This is a genomic window from uncultured Zoogloea sp., assembly GCF_937894855.1.
Classification (GTDB): Bacteria; Pseudomonadota; Gammaproteobacteria; order Burkholderiales; family Rhodocyclaceae; genus Zoogloea; species Zoogloea oryzae.
Map to the genome: position 1 here is coordinate 1 of NZ_CALAYQ010000036.1, position 20,969 is coordinate 20,969.

Sequence of the window (20,969 nt, forward strand, 5' to 3'; positions counted from 1 at the left end):
GGCGTTTCGTGAATGGGTGGCTGGGGTGATTCCGGCGCTGCGGCAGGAGCAGGTGGTCGCCATCGACGGCAAGACGAGCCGGCGCACGACGAGCAAGGCGGCCGCGGCGCCGCTGCACATGGTCAGTGCCTTTGCGGCCGAAGTGGGTCTGGTGCTCGGGCAGGTCGCCACCGATCAGAAATCCAACGAAATCACCGCTATTCCGCAGTTGTTGCGCACGCTGGACGTGGCCGGCTGCATCGTCACCATCGATGCGATGGGCACCCAGACGGCCATCGCCAGTGAGATTCGCGAGCGCGGTGCGGATTACGTCCTGTGCGTGAAGGACAACCATCCGAAGCTGCTCGATTCGATCCTGCTGGCTCAGGCCGGTGTGGGCGGTGCGCTGCAGGCAGTCTCGACCTGGGAGAGCCACAACCACGGGCATGGCCGGGACGAGTGGCGGCGCTGCTGGGCCTTCGAGGCCGGTGATCGGCTCTACAAGGGTGAGCAGTGGTGTGACCTGAAGAGTTTTGCCCTGGTCGAGCGCACCCGCACCGTCGGTGAGAAGACCAGCGTCGAGCGGCGTTACTACATCAGCAGCTTTGCCCCCGATGCCGAGAAATTCATGCACGCCGTGAGAAGCCATTGGGAAGTGGAAAACCGGCTTCACTGGTGCCTGGACGTTCAATTCGGCGACGACTATGCCCGTGCCCGCGCAGGCCATGTGGCCCACAACCTCGCACTGGTCCGCCACATCGCCCTGAACCTCATCCGGCTCAACACCTCCGTCAAGACCAGCATCAAGACCAAGCGCCTGCTGGCTGCCACCTCCGATGAGTTTCGGGCAACTCTGCTGGGGTTTGAAGTCAATGAGGATGATGACGATTGATGTCGATAGGGTAGCTGCGGGAGCCCTGCGTGAAGTACGTGGATGTGGGCGGCGTCACCGTCGCCCCGCAGTTCCTGCTGCCCTTCGGCCAGGTGCGCACCGGTGGCGATCTGGGCGGGCTGGATGTGGCGAGTGGCATGGGCGACCTGATCCTCGCCTCCACCATCTTCCTGCTCAAGGACGACCCCGGCCGGCGCTCCTTCGGCATCACCCCGTGGCTGTGGCTGCCCACCGGCAAGTACGACCCGCAGCGGGCCCTCAACCCCTTCGGCGAGAACCGCTGGAAGTTCGCGCTGCAGGGCGCCGCCGTGGTGCCCCTGGGCGAAAAGTTCACCCTCGACCTCGTGGGCGACATGCAGTGGTTTGGCGACAACACCCACTTCGGCACCGACCGCCGCACCCTCAGCCAGCGTCCCATGTGGGAAGCCCAGGCCCACCTGCGCTACCACGTCGCCCCCACCACCAGCCTTCACCTCACGCTGTCGCAACTGGCCGGCGGCGAGACCGAGGTGGACGGCGCCCGCCAGAACGACCGCCAGCGCCGCACCCGCGCCCTGGTCGGCGCCGGGCACTTCTTCGCCCCCGGCTGGCAGCTACTCGGCTCCGCCGGCCGCGATCTGGCGGTGGAAAACGGCGTGCGGGAAGACCTGCGGGTCAATCTGCGGCTGATGAAGGTGTTCTGACCGACGCCGCATCAAGCCCGGCCGCCTGCCCCGCGCGGGTGGCCGGGGGCGGTGGATCCGAGCGTGAAGCCTGATCGGGCGTCGGGATGTCGGACTGAAGTCCGACCTACAGGGGCTTGGCACGCGGAATCTGTAGGTCGGACTTCAGTCCGACACGCCCACCCCGCAGCCCCACCAAATCCCCAATCCACCCAGCCTCTACGAAAAAACCGGCCAGCAAGATCCCACGCCTTTCCAGACAAATCCCCCATCGCCCCAGCCCTGCACGAAATCCGCCCAGCGTCATCCCGAACCTCGCCAGGTTTTCTCCGCAGCTCTCCAGCCCTGGGGCCATCCCCCCGAGGAAAATCCCGCCACGGAAATAAAAAATTCCGAAACCCTGCAGGAAAATCCCTTTTTCACGCAGGGGGTCGGCGAAATCGCAATTATCGAGAAGACGCCGGCAATCAATAAATTCCGAATCGGCCAGAGGCTGCCCGAAATTGGGATTAATTAATTGCTCAGCGGTATTTCTCGACAAAGCCGCGAGCGATTTTTTAATACCGGCGAGGTATTAAGTTGAAGCAGGAAGACGCAGAAAAAATGCTGCCGGGCAATTTAACTGGAGACCGGAGGGATTTTCCTGCGCAAGGCAGGCCGAGCGCTGGGCTCAACCGGCGCCAGGCGCCGCCCGCGCCGGATTTTGCCCCTGCACTTCCGCCCACACCTCGTCCAGCAGGGTGCGATACGCCGCATCCTCCGGCACCGGGTGGGTGGCGAGGTCGTCGAGGGTGATCTTGTAGAGCGGCTCGCCGCCGTCCTTCAGCGCACGCTCCAGCAGCGGGCGGACCACCTCGACCGGCTCGCCCCGCAGGTGGGCGCAGTAGGCGCGGTTGCCGAGGACGATCGGCTTGTCGTCGAAGTCTGTTGTTGCCTGATCGAACAGGTTGGCTGCCATGTTTAAGTCGGCTTGCCGTTGGCTCAAGTTGGCCCAATCTGCCTTGGCGCGGCACAGCAGCGTGAAGCCCTTGCCAACTTTTGTCCTCGCCAAAGGCTCACGCAGCGCCGGTGAGGCATTGAGAGTGTAGCGGGCGCTGACGAGATCGTAGGTCGCGATGGCTCTCTCGAAGTGTCCAAGTTGCCCGAGGGTGTTGCCCTTGTTGATGAGCGCTATTGCCACGTGCTCGCGCAGGGCGGGGGCGGTGTCGTTGGCGTAGCGGGCATCGACGAGCTCGTAGGTGGCGATGGCCTCGTCGGTGCGCCAGAGTTCTCCTAAAGCAACCCCGGCGTTGAAAAGTGCTTTGGCGGCGGCTTCTGCCGGTGAATCCTGCATGTCGGCGGCCCTCCGCCATGCCTCAGCCGCTTCGGCCTTTCTGCCCTCACCATAAGCCGCGTAGCCGCGGCGCTTCCAGTCGTCGAAGGTGTATTCGCTTTCGTCCTTCCGGTTCAGGGCGGCGGAGGAGCGTTCGAGCGCGGCGAGCAGGTCGGGGGGGATTGGGGCTGCTGTGGAGTCTGGCTTGTCCATCCGCTCCCCTATCAGACGTATGGCTTCGGTCACTTTGTCGACTTCCACCGTTACCCGGTCTCGCTCGGCGTGGATATGGGCGCTTGCCTGTGCCTTCAGTTGGGCGATCTCGGTTTCCAGCTTGGCGATGTGTTCCCGCGCGGTCTGGGCGGCCTGCTCGGCGTCGCTGATGCGGCGCCGGAGTTCCGTCTCATGGGTGGCCAACCACGCTTCAACCGTCTTGGGCGCTTCTTCCTTTGCTACAGCTTGCGCTTCATCGCGCGCGCGGCTCTTGACGGAAAAGTAGGCGATCAAACCGATGGCAGCGAGGGCGACGCTGACTAGGGCAGAGAAGCCCGTCAGCCATGTATTCACATCCCCGATCCGGTTCCCCTGCTGGTCGATCCGCTTGTCCTGGTTATCCACCCGCGTGCCCAGCGCGGCGACGTCTTTCTGCAGGCTCTCCTTCGCCGCGTCCAGCTTGACTTGGGCGAGTTCCTTGTAGGCGTTGAAGTCGGATTCGGGGATGGTCTTGTCGTCCGCGCTTGCGGGGCCAGTGAGGGCAAGGGCGAGCAGGACGGGGGCGAGGAGGTGGCGGACGGTTTTCATCGGTCGGGTGGTTGCGCGATGGTTTGCCGGGAGCATAGCGCAGGAATGACGGGGCGGTGGCTGCGGCGGGTAGCCGACTGAGGTTGCCCCTGCAGGGAACGCGTGCCGTTTAAGTCTCACCGCGACCAGTAAAGGCTCGGTGGTGGATAAAAGCCCGTCTGAGCCGCCGAGCAGCGCAGCAACGGGCGGGGAAGTCCGGCGCAGCTGTCTGAGCCCGAAGGGCGAGTTCTGCGCCGGCCGCCCGTTGTGAGCAGCGCAGGGCAGTCGGCCGAAGGCCGACCGGTGAAGCCGGGTCGCCTTCTTTGCCTCCTTTCTTGGCGACGCAAGAAAGGAGGGTGCCCGCCGGGGCGCGTCCCGGCCGAACACTGCAAGTTCGGGCGTCAAGCGGTAAGCGCTAGCGGAGGTGTTCATCGAGAGCCGATTTGTGGAAGTGCTGGGTGTGGGGATGCCGAACTGAACTTCCGGTGTCGGGTTACGCCCGGAGGGCTAAACCGACCTACGCCCGGGCGACAGGCTGGCGCCTTTCAGCTGGCCCACAGCAGCGCCGCGACCAGCGCCCGCCAGGGGGCGAACTGGGCGAGCCAGGTCTGGGTTTCCTTAGGGGTGGGCGGAGTGTCGTGGCCGAGGAGGGCCTGGAGTTTGCGGCGTACGGCCACGTCGCCGTGGAGGGAGCCGTCCATCTGGGCGAAGCCGCGGAGCAGGGTGTAGTCGATGGTCCACGGGCCGATGCCGCGGAGCTGGGCGAGGGTGGCGTGGATTTCGGCGGCCGGGGTGCGGGCGTGCAGCCAGTGGTCGAGGGGCAGGTGGCCGTCGGCGGTGCGGCGGGCGACGTGGAGGAGGGTGGCGGCCTTGGTGGTGGAGTAGCCGGCGGCGCGCAGGGTGGGTTCGTCGAGGCGGGCGAGGGTGGCGGCGTCGGGGTAGCAGGCGAGGCCGCTGGAATGGCGCGTGCCGGCGGCTTCGTTGGTCGTTTCGATCAGCCGGCGGCGGATGCTCACCGCGGCGGCGAGGCTGATCTGCTGGCCGGTGATGGCCCAGCTGAGGGCTTCGAAGGGCGTGGCGGCCTGGGGCACGCGCAGGCCGGGGAGGCGGGCTAGGAGAGGGCCGAGTTGCGGGTGATCCCCGTGGGCGGCGGCAAGCTCGGCGACGGGTTGGTCGAGGCCCAGCAGGTGGCGGGCGAGGGGGGCGACTTCCGCGGGATCGGGCGCGGGGCCGTCTACGTCGAGCCGAACTTCGGCCTCGCCTGGGTTCAGATCAAGCGTGAGGCGGGCCGGGTGGCCGTGCCACAGGATGCCTTTTTCGATGCGGCTGCCGGTGACCCGCTCGGCCACCTGCCGGGCGTCGCGGCCGTGGAAGGCGAGGAAATCGGCGGGGCGGAAGTCGGCGGGCAGTTGCATGGCGGGCGCGTTCGGTGGGGGCTCAGTCGGTTTGTCGCCTGGCAGGCCGATGAGTTCGCGCCGGGCGCTTCAGCCGGCCTTGCGGAAGGTGAGGTTGATGCGGCACGCGCCGGTGGCGGGGTGTTCGCCGTCCTTCAGCGGTGCGATGCCGTGGAAGCGCAGCCGCGCCGGGCCGCCCCACACGAAGACGTCGCCGTGCTGGAGCGGGATGCGCCGGGCTTTGTCGCCGCGGGCGTCGCCGCCCCACAGAAAGGTGGCCGGCAGGCCGAGGGAGACGGAGACGATGGGCTGGGTGAAGTCGCGCTCGTCCTTGTCCTGGTGCAGGGCCATCCTGGCGCCGGGGGCGTAGCGGTTGATGAGGCAGGCGTCCGGGGTGAAGCCGGCAAAGCCGGCGCGGGCGGCGGCATCAAAGGCGAGGCGTTGCAGGAGCGGCGGCATGGCGGGCCAGGGGCGATTCGTCTCGGGGTCGGCGCTGGCGTAGCGGTAGCCGCGGCGGTCGGTGATCCAGCCAAGCAGGCCGCAGCTGGTGGTGCCCACCGACATGGCAAAGCCGCCGGGGGTGACCATGTGGCGGAAGGGCGCGGTGGCGCTCACCGCGTCGATGGCGGCGAGGAGGGCCGGGGCGTCGGCGAGGGCGAAGCCGGGCAGGAGTACCGCGCCCGGGTCGATGGGGATGTCGGCCGGCGGGGCGAGGTCGTCGAAGAGGCTGGCGGTGGTCATGTTTCGGCTTCGCGGTCGAGGAGGGTGCGCTTGCGGTCGAGGCCCCAGCGGTAGCCGGCGAGGGCGCCATCGGTGCGCACCACCCGGTGACAGGGGATGGCGACCGCCACCGGGTTGGCGGCGCAGGCGCTGGCCACCGCGCGCACGGATTTTGGCAGGCCGAGGCGCTCGGCGAGTTGGGTGTAGCTGAGGGTGCTGCCCGGCGGGATCGCGCGCAGGGCCTGCCACACGCGCAGCTGGAAGGCGGTGCCGGCAAGGTCGAGCGGCAGGTCGAGGCCGATGCGCGGGCTTTCCACGAAGCCGATCACCTTTGCCATCCACTGCTCGAAATCGGCGTCGCCGGCGATCAGCCGGGCGCGGGGGAAGCGTGCTTCCAGATCGGCCACCAGCTGGGCCGGGTCGTCGCCCAGGGTGATGGCGCACAGGCCGCGGGGCGTGGCGGCGACGAGGATCGCGCCGAGGCTGCACTGGCCTACCGCGAAGCGGATGTCGGTGCCGGCGCCGCCCTTGCGCCAGGTGCCGGGCGTCATGCCGAGCACGGCGTCGGCCTGGGTGTAGAAGCGGCTGGCGGCGGGGTAGCCGGCACCCAGCAGGGCGTCGGTGACGCTGGGGCTGTCGGCCAGCCCGGCCTGCAGGCGGCGGGCGCGGCTGGCGTCGAACCACGCCCGGGGGCTGAGGCCGGTAATGGCCTTGAAGACGCGCTGAAGGTGCGCCGGCGTGAGGCTGGCGGCGTCGGCCAGATCGGCGAGCCTGGGCGGGGTGTCGGCGGTGTCGATGCGCCGGCACAGATCGGCGACGAGGGCCGCGTGGCGTTCGGCCAGGGGCGGGGCATCGGGCCGGCAGCGCTTGCAGGGGCGGTAGCCGGCGGCTTCTGCATCTGCCGCGGTGGGGTAGAAGCGCACGTGCTCCGGCCGGGGCGTGCGGGCGCCGCAGCTGGGGCGGCAGAACACGCCGGTGGTGCTCACGGCGTAGAAGAAGCTGCCGTCGGCGGCCGCGTCGCGGGCGAGGACGCGGGCCCAGCGCGGGTCGGCGGTGATCGGGCTGGCGGTGGCGGGTTTCATGGCAGGGCTCCGGCTTGGGTGCTCGAACTGTAGACCGGCTTGGCGGCGCCTGCACTCCGCTTCTTGCGATGGAATCGTGCTTGCGCTGGTGGCGGCCCCGTAGGTCGGACTTCAGTCCGACAGCCCCTGCCCAATCAATGCGCGGTGTCGGACTGACGTCTGACCTACGGGGGCTTGCAGGGATCGGTGCGCCCCCATCCGGCCGCTGTTTCCAGATCGAATTCGCGCAGGCTGCGGATTGTTGCGGCGGGCAGGGTGTCGAACAGTCATCACCGCCGGACAAGGAGTCTGCCATGGGCGCACCACTGCTTTCATCGGAAGTTGCCGCCATCTTCGGAGCCCTCGGGCAGCCGGCGCCGGCGGCGGGGGATTGGGCGGTGCGTTCGCCCATCGACGGCAGCCGGATCGGCATGGCCCCGCGGGCCGACGACGTGCCCGGCGCGGTGGCCCGGGCGCGGGCGGCCTTTCTGCGCTGGCGGCTCGAGCCGGCCCCCCGGCGGGGCGAGGTGGTGCGGCGCTTCGGGCTGCTGCTGCGCCGGCACAAGCCGCAGCTGGCGCGGCTGGTGAGCATCGAGAGCGGCAAGATCGTGGCCGAGGGGCTGGGAGAGGTGCAGGAGATGATCGACATGTGCGACTTCGCGGTCGGGCTGTCGCGCCAGCTCCACGGGCTCACCATCGCCAGCGAGCGGCCGGGCCACCGGATGATGGAAACCTGGCATCCGCTGGGGGTGGTCGGGGTTATCTCCGCCTTCAACTTTCCGGTGGCGGTGTGGGCCTGGAACGCCACCCTGGCGTTGGTGTGCGGCGACGCGGTGATCTGGAAGCCGTCGTCGCGCACGCCGCTCACCGCGCTGGCCTGCCAGGGCACGCTGCTGGCGGCGATGGCCGAGGCGGGCGACGTGCCGCCGGGGCTGAGCCAGGTGCTGGTGGGGCCGGCGGCCACCGGCCTCGCGCTGGCCGATCATCCGGACGTGGCGCTGCTGTCGGCCACCGGCTCGACGGCGATGGGGCGAACGCTGGCGCCGCGGGTGGCGGCGCGCTTCGGGCGCTGCCTGCTGGAGCTGGGCGGCAACAACGGGATGATCGTCACCCCGTCGGCCGATGTGGAGCTGGCGCTCAGGGCGATCGTCTTCTCGGCGGCCGGCACGGCGGGCCAGCGCTGCACCACGCTGCGCCGGCTGATCGTGCATGAATCCATTGCCCCGGTGCTGCTGCCGCGGGTGGCCGCGGCGCTGGCGAGCCTGCGGGTGGGGCATCCGCTGGATGAGGCCACGCTGGTCGGGCCGCTCATCGACGAGGTGGCGCTGGATGCCCACCGGGTGGCGCTGGCCCAGGCGCAGGCCGAAGGCGGCCGTGTGGACGGCGGCGAAACGGTGGCCGTGCCGGGCTGCCCGGACGGCTGCTACGTGCGTCCGGCGCTGGTGGAGATGCCTGCGCAGACCGCGCTGGTGGCCCGCGAGACCTTCAGCCCCATCCTCTACGCGCTGCGCTACCGGCGCTTCGAAGAGGCGATTGCGCTCCATAACGGTGTGCCCCAGGGGCTGGCGTCGTCGATCTTCACCACCGACCTGCGCGAGGCGGAGCAGTTTCTGGCCGCGGCGGGGAGCGACTGCGGCATCGCCAACGTGAACATCGGGCCGTCCGGCGCCGAGATCGGTGGGGCCTTTGGCGGCGAGAAGGAGACCGGCGGCGGCCGCGAGGCGGGCTCGGACGCGTGGCGCAATTACATGCGGCGGGCCACCAACACCATCAACTACTCGGGCAGCCTGCCGCTGGCCCAGGGGGTGCGCTTTGGCTGAGGGACGATCAATTGACCCTATCGCGAGCAGGAATATTGGCAATTGGACTTGATCGGGCGCTGCGGCAAGAATGCAATCATCAAGAGACAGGAGGTGACCGCCATGAGAACGATCCGCTACGCCAGCCACGCGGCCCACGCCAACGCCCAGGACCACCGCGTCCGCTTCGTGATCGGCTCGGTCGTCGTCGCCATCGGTGCAGCCTTGTGGCTCGCCGAGATGGCCCGCAGCCTCGTCGGCTGAGCCGGCCGCGATCGGGGAGGAACGATGAACGATAACAACAGCGCCGGCGGCCTCGCCCTGGCCGGCGGTGAGATGGCGGGCCTTGCCTGGCGGGACGCCTGGCGCATCCAGGCCCGCCAGCATCCGTGGATGACCGGCGGGCTGGTGATCTCGCTGGCGGCGGTGTTGCTGCTGTTGGCGAGCGGCGTGAGCGACGGCATCGCCGGCGGGGGCGAGCCCCTGCGGCTGGCGATGCTGGGCGGGCTGGCCGGCTTTGGCGCCACGGCCCTGGGCGCGCTGGCGGGGATCACCCTGCGCAAGCTGTCGGCCCGGGCCGAGGATAGTCTGCTGGGCTTTGCGGCGGGGATGATGCTGGCCGCCAGCTCCTTCTCGCTGATCCTGCCCGGCCTGGCCGCCGCCAAGGAGATGACCGGCAGCGGCGCGATGGGGGCGCTCACGGTGACCGCCGGGATGGCCTTGGGCGTGCTGCTGATGCTGGGCCTCGACCGCTTCACCCCCCACGAACACGAGAGCACCGGCCCCTGCGGCCCGGGCTGCGACCGGGTGGGCAAGGTGTGGCTGTTCGTGCTGGCGATCACCCTGCACAACCTGCCGGAAGGCATGGCCATCGGGGTGAGCTTCGCCCAGGGCGACATGAACGTGGGCCTGCCCCTCACCAGCGCCATCGCGATCCAGGACATCCCCGAGGGCCTCGCCGTGGTGATGGCGCTCCGCGCCGCGGGCGTGCGGGCCTGGCCGGCGGTGCTGATGGCGGGGGCGTCGGGCCTGATGGAGCCGCTCGGCGCGCTGTTCGGCGCGGGCATCGCCGGCGGGCTGGCGCTGGCCTATCCGATCGGGCTGGGCCTGGCGGCCGGGGCGATGATCTTCGTGGTGTCCCACGAGGTGATCCCGGAAACCCACCGCAACGGCCACCAGACCTCCGCCACCGTCGGCCTGATGGCGGGCTTTGCGGTGATGATGTTCCTCGATACGGCGATGGGCTGAGGCCCCGCGCCATCCGCCGGACGATTGGTTTTTCCAATCGTCAGCAGCGAACATGACAATTGGACGCAGCCCCCGGCCAGGCCGATACTCTCTCCATCGACGACGAACGACCGACAAGGAGACGACCATGAAAAAGAAAGCCACCAAATCCGCCGGCCCCGTGATGGACATCGGCATCAGCGCCGACGACCGGGCCGAGATCGCCGCCGGCCTGTCGCGCCTCCTGGCCGACAGCTTCAACCTCTACCTGATGACCCACAACTTCCACTGGAACGTGAAGGGGCCGATGTTCAACACCCTGCATCTGATGTTCATGGGCCAATACACCGAGCAGTGGAACGCGCTGGACGTGATCGCCGAGCGCATCCGCGCCCTTGGCCACCCGGCGCCGGGCACCGGCAAGCTGTTCGCCTCGCTCACCTCCATCGACGAGCCCGAAGGCGTGCCGGCCGCGCTCGACATGGTCCGCCTGCTGGTGGCCGCCCAGGAAGCGACCGCGCGCACCGCCCGGGGCTTGTTCCCGCTGGTGGACAAGGCCAACGACCAGCCCACTGCCGACCTGCTCACCCAGCGGCTGGAAGTCCACGAGAAGACCGCCTGGATGCTGCGCAGCCTGCTCGAAGAATGAGCTGACCCCATCCCGGATGACGGCAGCAGCGTGCAAGGCGCTGCTGCCGTTTTTTTCGTTTCGCGCCTGCTCTTGTCGGGCTGAAGCCCGACCTACAGGTTCGCCGGCCCTCACGCCGTGCAGGTCGGGCTTCAGTCCGACATTCCCCGCTCCGATTCGTCCCCGATCGTTCGGATTTCCGAACGCCTTTTCCGGCGCAAATCCGGAAATCCGTCTCCGGCTTTCGTTGCTCAGATAAAAATCCAAGCCAGATCAACAGCTTGCCGGCCTCGGCGGGCTGGCACGGGGCGTGCAATGGATTAGGCATGGCGCCCGCAGCGGCGCTGCCAATAAAACCGGAGACAAAAAACATGACCACCCCCAGCTTCCGCCTCGAACACGATCTGCTCGGCGACCGCGAAGTGCCCACCGACGCCTACTTTGGCGTGCATACCCTGCGGGCCCGCGAGAACTTCGATATCACCGGCATTTCCATCGCCGTCTATCCCGACCTGATCCGCGCGCTGGCCCAGATCAAGCAGGCCGCCGCCCGCGCCAACCAGAAGCTGGGGCTGCTCGACGCGACCCGCGCCGACGCCATCGTCGCCGCCTGCCGCGAGGTGATCGACGGCAACCTGCACGATCAATTCGTGGTGGATGTGATCCAGGGCGGTGCCGGCACCTCCACCAACATGAACGCCAACGAGGTGATCGCCAACCGTGCGCTGGAGCTCCTCGGCCACGCCCGCGGCGATTACGCGAAGCTGCACCCCAACGAGCACGTCAACATGAGTCAATCGACCAACGACGTGTATCCCACCGCCCTCAAGCTCGCCACCTACGTGGGCATCTTCCGGCTGATCGACGCGATGGCCGGGCTGAGGGGCGCCTTCGAGCGCAAGGCGGTGGAGTTCGCCGACGTGCTCAAGATGGGCCGCACCCAGCTGCAGGACGCCGTGCCGATGACCCTCGGCCAGGAGTTCTCCACCTACGCCGTGATGCTCGGCGAGGACGAAGCCCGCCTGCAGGAAGCCGCGCTGCTGATCCGCGAGATCAACCTCGGCGCCACCGCCATCGGCACCGGCATCAACGCCCACCCGGACTACGCGCCGCTGGTGTGCCGCAAGCTCGCCGAGATCAGCGGCATCCCGGTGGTCACCGCGCCCAACCTCGTCGAGGCCACCCAGGATTGCGGCAGCTTCGTGCAGCTCTCCGGCGTGCTCAAGCGCGTCGCGGTCAAGCTCTCCAAGGTGTGCAACGACCTGCGCCTGCTGTCCTCCGGCCCCCGTGCGGGCTTCGGCGAGATCAACCTGCCGCCGCGCCAGGCGGGCTCCTCGATCATGCCGGGCAAGGTCAATCCGGTGATCCCGGAGGTGGTCAATCAGGTGGCCTTCGAGGTGATCGGCAACGACATGACCGTCACCTTCGCCGCCGAAGCCGGCCAGCTCCAGCTCAACGCCTTCGAGCCGATCATCGCCCACAGCCTCTTCAAGAGCGTGCTGCACCTCACCAACGCCTGCCGCGCGCTGGCCAGCCACTGCGTCGAGGGCATCACCGCCAACCGCGACGCCCTTCGCGAGAGCGTCGCCCGCTCCATCGGCATCGTCACCGCCCTCAACCCCTACATCGGCTACGCCAACGCCACCGAGGTGGCCGCCGAGGCCCACGCCAGTGGCCGGGGCGTTGCCGAGATCGTGCTGGAGCGCGGCCTGATGAGCGCCGGCCAACTGGCCGAGGTGCTGCGCCCCGAAGTGCTCACCCGGCCCCAGCCCATCCCGACCCTTCCCGCCAACGCGACGACCGCCCACGCCGCCTGATCCCCACCCGCATCCGACCACGAGGAATTCATCATGAAAATGAACCGGCTCACGACCCTGATCGGCATTGCCCTGCTGCTCGGCGTCATCGTCGGCTACGCGTGCAACACGCTGGCCGGTAGTCCTGCCCAGGCGAAGGAGATCGCCAGCTACTTCGGCATCCTCACCGACATCTTCCTGCGCCTCATCAAGATGATCATCGCCCCGCTGGTGTTTGCCACCCTGGTGGCGGGCCTGGCCGGGATGGGTGACTCGAAGACCGTCGGGCGCATCGGCGCCAAGGCGCTGGGCTGGTTCGTCGGCGCGTCGTTCTGTTCGCTGCTGCTCGGGCTGGTGTTCGCCAACCTGCTGCAGCCGGGCGCCCACCTGGGCGTGCCGCTGCCGGACGTGGGCTCCGCCACCAACCTGAAGACCGGCGCCCTCAACCTGAAGGACTTCATCACCCACGTCTTCCCGAAGAACATCTTCGAGGCGATGGCGGCCAATGAGATCCTGCAGATCCTGGTGTTCTCGGTGTTCTTCGGGCTGGCCCTCGGCCACCTGCACAACCAGACCGCCCGCAGCCTGGTGTGCACGATGGAAGAGGTGGTGCACGTGATGCTGAAGGTCACCGACTACGTGATGCGCTTTGCCCCGGTGGGCGTGTTCGGCGCCGTGGCCGGTGCCATCACCACCCAGGGCCTGGGCATGCTGCTGGTGTTCGGCAAGCTGCTGGTGAGCTTCTACGTGGCGCTGGCCGCCCTGTGGTGCGTGCTCATCGCCGCCGGCTACTTCGTGCTCGGCAAGGATGTCTTCCGCCTGCTCAAGCTGGTGCGCGGCCCGATGCTGGTGGGCTTCTCCACCGCCAGCAGCGAGTCGGTGTATCCGAAGCTGATGGAACAGCTCGAGAAGTTCGGCATCCGCAACCGCGTCACCAGCTTCGTGCTGCCCCTGGGCTACTCCTTCAATCTGGATGGCTCGATGATCTACACCACCTTCGCCGCGCTGTTCGTGGCCCAGGCCTACGACATCCCGCTCACCCTCGGCGCCCAGATCACCATGCTGCTGGTGCTGATGGTCTCCAGCAAGGGCATCGCCGGCGTGCCGCGTGCATCCCTGGTGGTGGTGGCCGCCGTGCTGCCGATGTTCGGCCTGCCGGAAGCCGGCCTGCTGCTGGTGCTGGGCATCGACCACTTCCTCGACATGGGCCGCACCGTGACCAACGTGCTCGGCAACGCCATCGCCACCGCCGTGGTGGCCAAGTGGGAAGGCGCCATCGACCCGGTGGACCCGGCCCTCGCCGACATCGAAGAAGCCCTGCCGGTGGAAGGCGACGACAGCGTCCCGGCCCTGGCTTGATGGGAAGGTGGGTAGTGGGGAGTAGGGAGTGGGGCCCACTTCCCACTTCCCATTCCCCACTCCCCACCCACCCACCCACCCACCCACCAACGATCCTCCCTGATGAGGGCGGCCCTCCCATCCGCCCCATCTCCTTGCCCGGCGCTCCCCCGCGCCGGGCTTTTTTCCCTTCCGGATCATGACTATCGACTGGTTCATCCTCGCTCCCGCAGCCTTCTTCGCCGGCATGGTCGATGCCGTGGTGGGCGGCGGCGGGCTCATTCAGATTCCCGTGCTGCTGACGTCCTTCCCTCAGACAGCCATCCCGACCCTCTTCGGCACCAACAAGGTGTCGAGCATCGCCGGCACCGGCGCCGCCCTGTGGCGCTACGCCCGGGCGGTGAAGATCCCCTGGCGGCTGGTGCTGCCCGCCACCGGCGCGGCGCTGGTGGGCGCGTGGCTCGGTGCGGCGGTGGTGGCGTGGCTGTCCCGCGAGGCGATGCGCCCGCTGGTGGTGGTGATGATGCTGGCGGTGGCGATCTACACCTTCCTGCGCAAGGATCTGGGCCAGACGGAGACCCACGCGCCGCGCCCCGGTGACGCCTGGCGTGGCGCGCTGTTCGGGCTGGTGATCGGGCTCTACGACGGCTTCTTCGGGCCGGGCACCGGCAGCTTCCTGATCTTCGGCTTCGTGCGGCTCTTCGGGATGGATTTCGTGCGCGCTTCGGCCAGCGCCAAGGTCATCAACAGCGCCACCAACGTGTCGGCCATCGCCTTCTTCGCCAGCCACGGGCCGATTTTGTGGGCGGTGGGGCTGACGATGGCAGTGTGCAACCTCGCCGGCGCCCAGCTCGGCACCCATCTGGCGCTGCGCCACGGCGCGGGCTTCATCCGCAAGGCCTTCCTGCTGGTGGTGGCGGTGCTGATCGTCAAGCAGCTCCACGATCTGCTCTGAGCCCGCGCGCCGCCGCTGCTACCATAGGATCAACCCCCCGCATTGACCACCATGTCCCGCCGATTCCTGCACAGCCTGCCGATCTTCCTGCTGATGCTGGCCCTGATGAGCCTGACCGGCTTCGTGGCCCACCGGCTCGCCGAGCAGCTGGGCCTGGCCGAGCTGCAGGCCACCGGGCTGCACCGGCTCGACCTGTACTCCGCCAGCCTGGAGCGGGAGATCGGCAAGTACGCCTTCCTGCCCGGCACCCTGGGGCTCGAGCGCGACGTGCTCGACCTGCTGCGCCAGTCCGACGGCGCCCACCTCGCGCCCCAGGTCAATGCCTATCTCGAACAGCTCAACGAGCGCGCCGGCACCCTGTCGATCTACGTGATCGACGCCAAGGGCCACGTGGTGGCCACCAGCAACTGGCGCCGGGCCGACAGCTTCATGGGCGAGGACTTGTCGTTCCGCCCGTATTTTCGTGACGCCATGGCCACCGGCAGCGGGCGCTTCTTCGGCATCGGCACCACCCGCGGCGAGCCCGGCTACTACCTGGCCTCCACCCTGGTGGACGACAGCCGCACCCTGGGCGTGGCGGTCATCAAGGTCAGCCTCGACCAGCTGGAAAAGACCTGGAGCACCGTCGAGGCGCCGGCGATGGTCAGCGACGAGAACGGCGTGGTGATCCTCGGCTCGGTGGCCGACTGGAAGTTCACCACCCTGCGCCCGCTGGACGACGCCACCCGCAGCGCCTTCGACCAGACCCTGCAGTACAACCGCCGCGCCCTCAAGCCCCTGGGCCTGCAGGAGATCGCCGAGCTCGACCACGGCGCGCGCCTCGTGCGCATCGCCCGCGCCTCGCCCGAGCCGGTGTCGGTGTATCCGGTGGCCGGGCGTTTCCTGGCCCAATCGCGCCCGCTGCCCGGCACGCCGTGGACGCTCACCGTGCTGTCGCACCTGGAACAGGTAGACGACATGGTCCAGAGCCGCACCGCGCTGGCGGTGGTGGGCGCGGCCTTCATCTTCATGCTGGGCATGATGCTCGATGAGCGCCGCCGCCACCTGAAGGCCAAGCTCGCCGCCCGTGCCGCCTTGCAGAAAGCCCACGACGAGCTCGAACGCAAGGTCGAGGAGCGCACCGCCGATCTCTCCGCCGCCAACCAGCAGCTGCAGGGCGAGGTGGCCGAGCGCACCGCTGCCGAACGCACCCTGCGCGCCGCCCAGGACGAGCTGGTGCAGGCCGGCAAGCTGGCGGTAATCGGCCAGCTCGCCACCGGCATCGCCCACGAGCTCAACCAGCCTCTGGCCGCGCTGCGCACGCTCTCCGGCAACGCCGCGCGCTTTCTGGAGCGGGGCGACACCGACACCGCCCGCTCCAACCTCGAACGCATCGGCCACCTGGTGGACCGCATGGGCAACATCACCGGGCAGCTGCGCGCCTTCGCCCGCAAGTCCAGCGGCAAGGCCCAGCCGGTGGCCCTGTGCCGCGCCATCGACAACGCGCAGGCGCTGCTCGAACAACGCCTGCGCCAGAGCCGCGCCGAGGTGCGCCGCCACTGCCCGCTGCCCGAACCCTTTGCCCTGTGCGACGCCAACCGGCTGGAGCAGGTGCTGGTCAACCTGATCGGCAACGCCCTCGACGCCATGGACGACGTGCCCGAACCGTGCATCGAACTCGACGTGGCCGTGGTCGGCGACCGGGTGCGCCTGTCGGTGCGCGACCACGGTCCGGGCCTCGCCGACGAGGCGCTGGCCCACCTCTTCGAACCCTTCTTCACCACCAAGTCGGCCGGCGCCGGGCTGGGCCTCGGGCTCACCATCTCCGCTGGCATCGTGCGCGATTTTGGCGGCACGCTCACCGGGGCCAATCACCCGGAAGGCGGCGCCGTCTTCACGCTGGACATCCCCCTTGCCGACGAGGCCGCCCGCCATGAGTGAAACCCCCAAGGTCCTGATCATCGAGGACGACCCGGATGTGGCCCTCGGTTGCGAGCAGGCGCTGCAGCTCGAAGGCATCGCTGCCGAATGCGCCGGCAGCGCCGAGGCCGCCCGGCGCCGGCTGGGGCGGGATTATCCCGGCGTGGTGGTGAGCGACATCCGCCTGCCGGGCCTTGACGGCATGAGCTTCCTGCGCGAGCTGCTGGCGCTCGACCCGCAGCTGCCGGTGGTGATGATCACCGGCCACGGCGACGTGACGATGGCCGTGCAGGCCATGAAGGACGGCGCCTACGACTTCATCCAGAAGCCCTTCGCGCCCGAATACCTGGTGGACGTGGTGCGCCGCGCGCTGGAGAAACGCCGGCTGGTGATGGAGGTGCGCGATCTGCGCCAGCAGCTCGAGCAGCGTGACCTGCTCGAAGGCCGCCTGATCGGCCGTGGCCCGGGCATGGAGAAGGTGCGCGCGCTGGTCAGCGGCCTCGCCGACAGCGCCGCCGACGTGCTGATCCACGGCGAGACCGGCACCGGCAAGGAACTCGTGGCCCGCTGCCTCCATGACGCCAGCCCGCGCCGCAAGGGCAACTTCGTCGCCATCAACTGCGGCGGCCTGCCCGAAACCCTGTTCGACAGCGAGATCTTCGGCCACGAGGCCGGCGCCTACACCGGCGCCGCCAAGCGCCGTATCGGCAAGATCGAGCACGCCAGCGGCGGAACGCTGTTCCTCGACGAGATCGAGACCATGCCGGTGGCCATGCAGATCAAGCTGCTGCGGGTGCTGCAGGAGCGCACGCTGGAGCGCCTCGGCTCCAACACGTCGATCCCCATCGACTGCCGGGTGATCGCCGCCACCAAGTGCGACCTGCTGGAGCTCTCCGCCAAGGGCGGCTTCCGCAACGACCTGTACTACCGCCTGAGTGTCGCCACCATCAACCTGCCGCCGCTGCGGGAGCGCCGCGAGGACATCCCGCTGCTCTTCGAGCACTTCCTGCTGCAGGCCGCGGCCCGCCACAACCGCCCGGTGCCCGACACGCCGGCCGGGCGCATCCAGCAGCTGATGGGCTACCCCTGGCCCGGCAACGTGCGCGAGCTGCGCAACGTGGCCGACCGCTGCGTGCTGGGCATCGAAGGCGGCTCGCCGCCCTTTGGCGAAGCCCGCCCGGACGGCCCCCAGCCGCTGGCCGAGACCGTCGAAGCCTTCGAGCGCGCCCTCATCGCCGACGCCCTGCGCCGCCACGGCAGCCTCGCCCGCGCCGCCGAGGCGCTGGCGGTCGCCAAGACCACGCTCCACGACAAGATCCGCAAGTACGGGCTGGGCTGAGAGGCCGGATTCTCCCGTAGGCCGGATGTAGGTCGGACTTCAGTCCGACAACACGGGTTGATCTGGCAGGGCATGTCGGACTGAAGTCCGACCTGCAGGGCGCTCCCTGATGTGTCGCCGCCGGGCTGTTTGGCACCGAAATTGCTGTGAGGCTCCAAGCCCTTGCAATTTCCGGGGTTTTTGTCTACAACCCGACACGGCTCATCCCACCATGACGGCCAACAACGTCACCACGCGCTACTTCACCAGCTACAGCGGCGTGCGCCTGCCCCTCAAGCTCGTCGGCGAGCTGGCGAGCGAGGACATGCGCAACCGCAACACCTTCTACCGGGGCGGCTTCGATGCCGACGGCCGGCTGGTGCGGTGCGAGAAGGTCGTCTATGGCGAGATCGAGGTGTGTCACGAGTACCGGTATCACGCCGATGGCCGGCTTGCGCAGGCCCTCATCCACGACGCCAACGGGGAAGAGGAATGCCTCGACTACCCGGCGTGAGGCGGGTTTCGTGAATGCCGGTGCTCACCACCCACAAGGAGTCAGCATGTCCGTCGCACCCATCAAAGCCTTTTCCGACAAAGCCCGCGCCACCGCCGAACTGGGCGCCCAACTGAAGGCCTGCCAGAAGATCAAGGAGCTGCGCGCCCTGGCCCTGGCCGAAGGCTTCGAGATCGAGGAGAACTCGCTCTACCCGCCCAACGAGCCGCAGTTCACCGAGGAACAGCTCTCCGAGCGCCTGGTGAAGGCCCTGCTGCGCGCCTGAGCGTCGGCGGTACGCCCGAAGCCCCGTCCCGCTGCGGCAGGCCGGGGCTTCGTGTTTTCAGTAGGTCTTGTAGGGCAGGAACTTGCCGCTCATGGTGATGCGCACCCGGTCGCCCTTCGGGTCGGGTTCGCGGGTCAGATCCATGTTGAAGTCGATGGCGCTCATGATGCCGTCGCCGAACTCCTCGTGGATCAGCGCCTTGAAGGTGGTGCCATACACGTTGATGAGCTCGTAGAAGCGGTAGATCAGCGGGTCGGTGGGCACCGCGGTGGGCAGCGAGCCCTTGTAGGGCACCACCTGCAGCTGGGTGATCGCCGCTTCCGGCAGATCGAGCGCCGCGCCCACGGCCTTCGCCTCGGCTTCGGTCAGGGTCATCTGGCCCAGCAGCGCGGCGGTGCTCCATTCCTTGCTGTGGCCCACCACCTCGGCTAGCTGGGCCCAGGTCAGCTTCTTCTCGATCTTGCGGGTGACGATCAGGTCGGTGACTTCTTCGCGGTTCATCTGGGGACTCCTTATGGGGAGCCCCCAGCTTAGGGGCGCGGCGGTGGGGTGGGAAATACGTTGGATTGCGTAGGGGGCGCGGTGACGGTGTCAGCGTCCTGTGGTTGATGGCGCGGGGCAGACCTGCGCCGCCAGTGTCGTGCCTTCGTCGAACTGCGCGCGAAGACGATCCCATTCGAGGGGCGAGTCGGTCAGGTAGTTGCTGGTGAGTTGCTCACCGCCGCTGAAGTGCATCCTGAGCTGGCGGTTCTTCGCGAGCCGTAGCCGGCAGTCGATGATCCGACGCATCTCGCCCACTTCCAGGATCCGGGTCGCCTCCTGAGGTGTGGCGGCGGCAAGCTCGCGAGACTGGGCGAGACCGACCGGCGTCAGCCGGGAGCGTGTCCAGACGGCTACGAAGTCGCCGTTCCGGGTGAGCGTGGATCTGTCGTAGTGCGACACGTTCATGCGGTCCTGGTTGAACTCGACCCAGTCTCCCGGGCTGCCGGGCTCCGGGACCGGCGCAAGGACGGCCCGCACATGGGCCGCCGTGGTCAGCGGCTTGCGGTAAAGGACGGTCTCGCCCTGGCTGCCGTCCACGGCGAGCAGGTGGATGTGGTCCGGGCCTTCCACGCGCACCCGGCGCCGGCTTGTCGGTCCAGGCGTGTCGCCTGGCGGGAAGGTGCGCTCGATCTCCTCGACGAGCACGTCCCGCTCGATCGTCCACTTTCCCTCCGCATTCTGGGGGCGCACCATCTCACTGGTGGCAATGCGGTCCACCGCCGGATTGAAGGCTGTCGTGCTCATGAAGCTCCCGTTGCGCAGATACGTGCGCTCAATGGAGAACGAGCCGTTCTCCTTGATGTCGTCAGCCCACCAGGTGCCGAAGAGCAGGTCGGCCAGGCCGGCATCGACGGTGGCTTCGGCAGGCACCAGCGCTGCTGGAGAGGCCGCCAGAGCCGGCCCGGCGGTGAGCGCCGTCAGCAGCAACGCGGCGGTGAGGCTTCGCAGATTGATCGTTTTCATGATGCGCTCCTCGCTGGTCAGGGCTTCACGCTGCAGGCGATGCCGGGGCCGCCATTACGGTAGGAATCCGGATCGACGCGCTCCCACCGTCCGGGCTCGGCGGTCGGTGCGTTCATCGTCATGTCGCCCCCTTCGGACGTCGTGATGCGTATCTGCCGTACCCTCACCAGATTTCGCTGGCAGTCGATGAGCGAATAGGTGCGGATGGCCTTGAATGTGGGGGCGCGCTGTCCGCCTGAGGCACGTTTGTTCACCTCGGCGATTGCAGCCTCGCTCAGGTCCAGCCTTACCCATGCACCGACGATGTCGCCGCGTCGATCCAGGGTGCGTTTGTCGTAAAACGCGGTGCCTGCCGGTGCGCGCGCGAACTCGACCCAGGCGTCGTCACCGCCCGGGTCGGGCACGGCCTCTTTCATGCGCTGTAGGTGTTCCTCGGTGGTGTCGGGCTTGCGCGTGAACACCATGCGCACTCCACTGGACATCGTGGTTGAAATAAGGTGATCCGCATCCACCGGGGTGATCTGGAAGTGCTTGGAGAGCGGCACCTTGAACGCGGGGTTTGACGCCTTCCGTATCGTGCCGTTGATCGTGTCGCCGTCCACCGACCACGTGCCGCTGTACTCCAGCGCCGCCGAGCCGAGTTGCGGGTTGGTCTGCTTCGCAACCCCGGTGAAGCTGCCGTCGGCGGCGTAGGTGAAGTCCTGACTCACGGGCGAGCCGCCATCGAGCGAATCCACGTACCAGCTGCCGGTGACGTATCTGGCAAGCTGCCCGTCCCGGTAGACCAGATCAACCGGTTCGGTAACGGCGCTCTCGGCGATGGCGCCCGGGGCAAGACCCGCCGCAAGAAGAGAAAACATCAGACCAAAGGCAAGGCGTTTCATGGCGCGACCTTTCATCAGGCGGGCGCAGGCACCGGCCCAC

Annotated in this window: 21 protein-coding genes; 13 read left to right on the forward strand and 8 right to left on the reverse strand. The window is 68.4% G+C overall.

Annotated elements, in window-relative coordinates; genetic code table 11:
- Both Q0672_RS03975 and Q0672_RS03980 read left to right on the forward strand, forming a co-directional pair.
- Positions 1-871: ISAs1 family transposase (locus Q0672_RS03975; protein ID WP_298619982.1), on the forward strand; the 871-nt coding region annotated here is incomplete at its 5' end.
- A 29-nt stretch (positions 872-900) separates the two neighbouring features.
- Positions 901-1,554 carry a transporter gene (locus tag Q0672_RS03980; RefSeq protein ID WP_298619983.1) on the forward strand — a complete coding sequence of 218 codons (654 nt, stop codon included), beginning with the start codon at positions 901-903 and terminating at the stop codon, positions 1,552-1,554.
- Between the two features lie 106 nt (positions 1,555-1,660).
- On the opposite strand, the gene Q0672_RS03985 is transcribed toward Q0672_RS03980, so the two are convergent.
- The 5 genes from Q0672_RS03985 to ada all read right to left on the reverse strand — a co-directional run bounded on the left by Q0672_RS03985 (position 1,661) and on the right by ada (position 6,821).
- The gene (locus tag Q0672_RS03985) at positions 1,661-2,074 is read right to left on the reverse strand and encodes a hypothetical protein (protein WP_298619984.1); all 414 of its coding nucleotides are present in this window, start codon (positions 2,072-2,074) and stop codon (positions 1,661-1,663) included.
- Between the two features lie 129 nt (positions 2,075-2,203).
- On the reverse strand, positions 2,204-3,646 hold the full coding sequence (locus tag Q0672_RS03990; RefSeq protein ID WP_298619986.1) for a hypothetical protein: 1,443 nt from the start codon (positions 3,644-3,646) through the stop codon (positions 2,204-2,206).
- A 524-nt stretch (positions 3,647-4,170) separates the two neighbouring features.
- Positions 4,171-5,040, reverse strand: coding sequence for a DNA-3-methyladenine glycosylase (locus Q0672_RS03995; RefSeq protein ID WP_298619988.1), 870 nt, complete (start codon positions 5,038-5,040; stop codon positions 4,171-4,173).
- Between the two features lie 69 nt (positions 5,041-5,109).
- Positions 5,110-5,760 (reverse strand): DNA oxidative demethylase AlkB, encoded by a 651-nt coding sequence (alkB, locus tag Q0672_RS04000; RefSeq protein WP_298619990.1) that lies wholly within the window; start codon positions 5,758-5,760, stop codon positions 5,110-5,112.
- A complete protein-coding gene (ada, locus tag Q0672_RS04005; protein ID WP_298619991.1) occupies positions 5,757-6,821 on the reverse strand; it encodes a bifunctional DNA-binding transcriptional regulator/O6-methylguanine-DNA methyltransferase Ada in 1,065 nt (354 codons plus the stop codon). Before ada ends, alkB begins: the two co-directional genes overlap by 4 nt.
- A 293-nt stretch (positions 6,822-7,114) precedes the next feature.
- Here ada and Q0672_RS04010 point away from each other — a divergent pair, with 293 nt between their 5' ends.
- The 11 genes from Q0672_RS04010 (at position 7,115) to Q0672_RS04060 (ending at position 18,539) form a co-directional block, all read left to right on the forward strand.
- Positions 7,115-8,620, forward strand: coding sequence for an aldehyde dehydrogenase family protein (locus Q0672_RS04010; protein WP_298619993.1), 1,506 nt, complete (start codon positions 7,115-7,117; stop codon positions 8,618-8,620).
- Positions 8,621-8,722: 102 nt separating this feature from the next.
- On the forward strand, positions 8,723-8,863 hold the full coding sequence (locus Q0672_RS04015) for a hypothetical protein (RefSeq protein ID WP_153160073.1): 141 nt from the start codon (positions 8,723-8,725) through the stop codon (positions 8,861-8,863).
- Positions 8,864-8,887: 24 nt separating this feature from the next.
- Positions 8,888-9,847, forward strand: a complete 960-nt coding sequence (locus tag Q0672_RS04020; protein WP_298619998.1) for a ZIP family metal transporter — start codon at positions 8,888-8,890, stop codon at positions 9,845-9,847.
- A gap of 127 nt (positions 9,848-9,974) precedes the next feature.
- On the forward strand, positions 9,975-10,475 hold the full coding sequence (locus tag Q0672_RS04025) for a Dps family protein (RefSeq protein ID WP_298620000.1): 501 nt from the start codon (positions 9,975-9,977) through the stop codon (positions 10,473-10,475).
- A gap of 350 nt (positions 10,476-10,825) precedes the next feature.
- Positions 10,826-12,271, forward strand: coding sequence for an aspartate ammonia-lyase (aspA, locus tag Q0672_RS04030; RefSeq protein WP_298620002.1), 1,446 nt, complete (start codon positions 10,826-10,828; stop codon positions 12,269-12,271).
- A 33-nt stretch (positions 12,272-12,304) separates the two neighbouring features.
- Positions 12,305-13,609 carry a dicarboxylate/amino acid:cation symporter gene (locus tag Q0672_RS04035; RefSeq protein WP_153160077.1) on the forward strand — a complete coding sequence of 435 codons (1,305 nt, stop codon included), beginning with the start codon at positions 12,305-12,307 and terminating at the stop codon, positions 13,607-13,609.
- A 178-nt stretch (positions 13,610-13,787) separates the two neighbouring features.
- On the forward strand, positions 13,788-14,543 hold the full coding sequence (locus Q0672_RS04040) for a TSUP family transporter (protein WP_298620005.1): 756 nt from the start codon (positions 13,788-13,790) through the stop codon (positions 14,541-14,543).
- Positions 14,544-14,594: 51 nt separating this feature from the next.
- Positions 14,595-16,463: an ATP-binding protein gene (locus tag Q0672_RS04045; protein ID WP_298620007.1), complete on the forward strand. Its 1,869-nt coding sequence runs from the start codon at positions 14,595-14,597 to the stop codon at positions 16,461-16,463.
- The gene (locus Q0672_RS04050) at positions 16,456-17,781 is read left to right on the forward strand and encodes a sigma-54 dependent transcriptional regulator (protein ID WP_298620009.1); all 1,326 of its coding nucleotides are present in this window, start codon (positions 16,456-16,458) and stop codon (positions 17,779-17,781) included. The genes Q0672_RS04045 and Q0672_RS04050 overlap by 8 nt, the downstream gene beginning before the upstream one ends.
- A 211-nt stretch (positions 17,782-17,992) precedes the next feature.
- Complete coding sequence (locus Q0672_RS04055; RefSeq protein WP_153160081.1) at positions 17,993-18,274, forward strand: DUF6156 family protein; 282 nt, start codon at positions 17,993-17,995, stop codon at positions 18,272-18,274.
- A gap of 46 nt (positions 18,275-18,320) precedes the next feature.
- Positions 18,321-18,539 carry a Nif11-like leader peptide family natural product precursor gene (locus Q0672_RS04060; protein WP_298620012.1) on the forward strand — a complete coding sequence of 73 codons (219 nt, stop codon included), beginning with the start codon at positions 18,321-18,323 and terminating at the stop codon, positions 18,537-18,539.
- A 57-nt stretch (positions 18,540-18,596) separates the two neighbouring features.
- Here Q0672_RS04060 and cynS read toward each other — a convergent pair whose 3' ends face one another.
- The 3 genes from cynS to Q0672_RS04075 all read right to left on the reverse strand — a co-directional run bounded on the left by cynS (position 18,597) and on the right by Q0672_RS04075 (position 20,929).
- Complete coding sequence (gene cynS, locus Q0672_RS04065; protein ID WP_153160083.1) at positions 18,597-19,040, reverse strand: cyanase; 444 nt, start codon at positions 19,038-19,040, stop codon at positions 18,597-18,599.
- Between the two features lie 90 nt (positions 19,041-19,130).
- Positions 19,131-20,045, reverse strand: a complete 915-nt coding sequence (locus Q0672_RS04070) for a hypothetical protein (protein ID WP_298620015.1) — start codon at positions 20,043-20,045, stop codon at positions 19,131-19,133.
- A gap of 17 nt (positions 20,046-20,062) precedes the next feature.
- Positions 20,063-20,929, reverse strand: coding sequence for a surface-adhesin E family protein (locus Q0672_RS04075; RefSeq protein ID WP_298620018.1), 867 nt, complete (start codon positions 20,927-20,929; stop codon positions 20,063-20,065).
- Positions 20,930-20,969 lie beyond the last annotated feature (40 nt).

Bases quoted from the DNA above. Each gene is read 5' to 3' on its own strand.
- Q0672_RS04035 (WP_153160077.1), top strand. From the start codon at position 12,305: ATGAAAATGAACCGGCTCACGACCCTGATCGGCATTGCCCTGCTGCTC.
- ada (WP_298619991.1), bottom strand. From the start codon at position 6,821: ATGAAACCCGCCACCGCCAGCCCGATCACCGCCGACCCGCGCTGGGCC.
- Q0672_RS04060 (WP_298620012.1), top strand. From the start codon at position 18,321: ATGTCCGTCGCACCCATCAAAGCCTTTTCCGACAAAGCCCGCGCCACC.
- Q0672_RS04040 (WP_298620005.1), top strand. From the start codon at position 13,788: ATGACTATCGACTGGTTCATCCTCGCTCCCGCAGCCTTCTTCGCCGGC.
- Q0672_RS04010 (WP_298619993.1), top strand. From the start codon at position 7,115: ATGGGCGCACCACTGCTTTCATCGGAAGTTGCCGCCATCTTCGGAGCC.
- Q0672_RS04075 (WP_298620018.1), bottom strand. From the start codon at position 20,929: ATGAAACGCCTTGCCTTTGGTCTGATGTTTTCTCTTCTTGCGGCGGGT.
- Q0672_RS04055 (WP_153160081.1), top strand. From the start codon at position 17,993: ATGACGGCCAACAACGTCACCACGCGCTACTTCACCAGCTACAGCGGC.
- Q0672_RS04045 (WP_298620007.1), top strand. From the start codon at position 14,595: ATGTCCCGCCGATTCCTGCACAGCCTGCCGATCTTCCTGCTGATGCTG.
- aspA (WP_298620002.1), top strand. From the start codon at position 10,826: ATGACCACCCCCAGCTTCCGCCTCGAACACGATCTGCTCGGCGACCGC.
- Q0672_RS04020 (WP_298619998.1), top strand. From the start codon at position 8,888: ATGAACGATAACAACAGCGCCGGCGGCCTCGCCCTGGCCGGCGGTGAG.
- Q0672_RS04015 (WP_153160073.1), top strand. From the start codon at position 8,723: ATGAGAACGATCCGCTACGCCAGCCACGCGGCCCACGCCAACGCCCAG.
- Q0672_RS03995 (WP_298619988.1), bottom strand. From the start codon at position 5,040: ATGCAACTGCCCGCCGACTTCCGCCCCGCCGATTTCCTCGCCTTCCAC.
- Q0672_RS04025 (WP_298620000.1), top strand. From the start codon at position 9,975: ATGAAAAAGAAAGCCACCAAATCCGCCGGCCCCGTGATGGACATCGGC.
- Q0672_RS03990 (WP_298619986.1), bottom strand. From the start codon at position 3,646: ATGAAAACCGTCCGCCACCTCCTCGCCCCCGTCCTGCTCGCCCTTGCC.
- Q0672_RS04050 (WP_298620009.1), top strand. From the start codon at position 16,456: ATGAGTGAAACCCCCAAGGTCCTGATCATCGAGGACGACCCGGATGTG.
- cynS (WP_153160083.1), bottom strand. From the start codon at position 19,040: ATGAACCGCGAAGAAGTCACCGACCTGATCGTCACCCGCAAGATCGAG.
- Q0672_RS04070 (WP_298620015.1), bottom strand. From the start codon at position 20,045: ATGAAAACGATCAATCTGCGAAGCCTCACCGCCGCGTTGCTGCTGACG.
- alkB (WP_298619990.1), bottom strand. From the start codon at position 5,760: ATGACCACCGCCAGCCTCTTCGACGACCTCGCCCCGCCGGCCGACATC.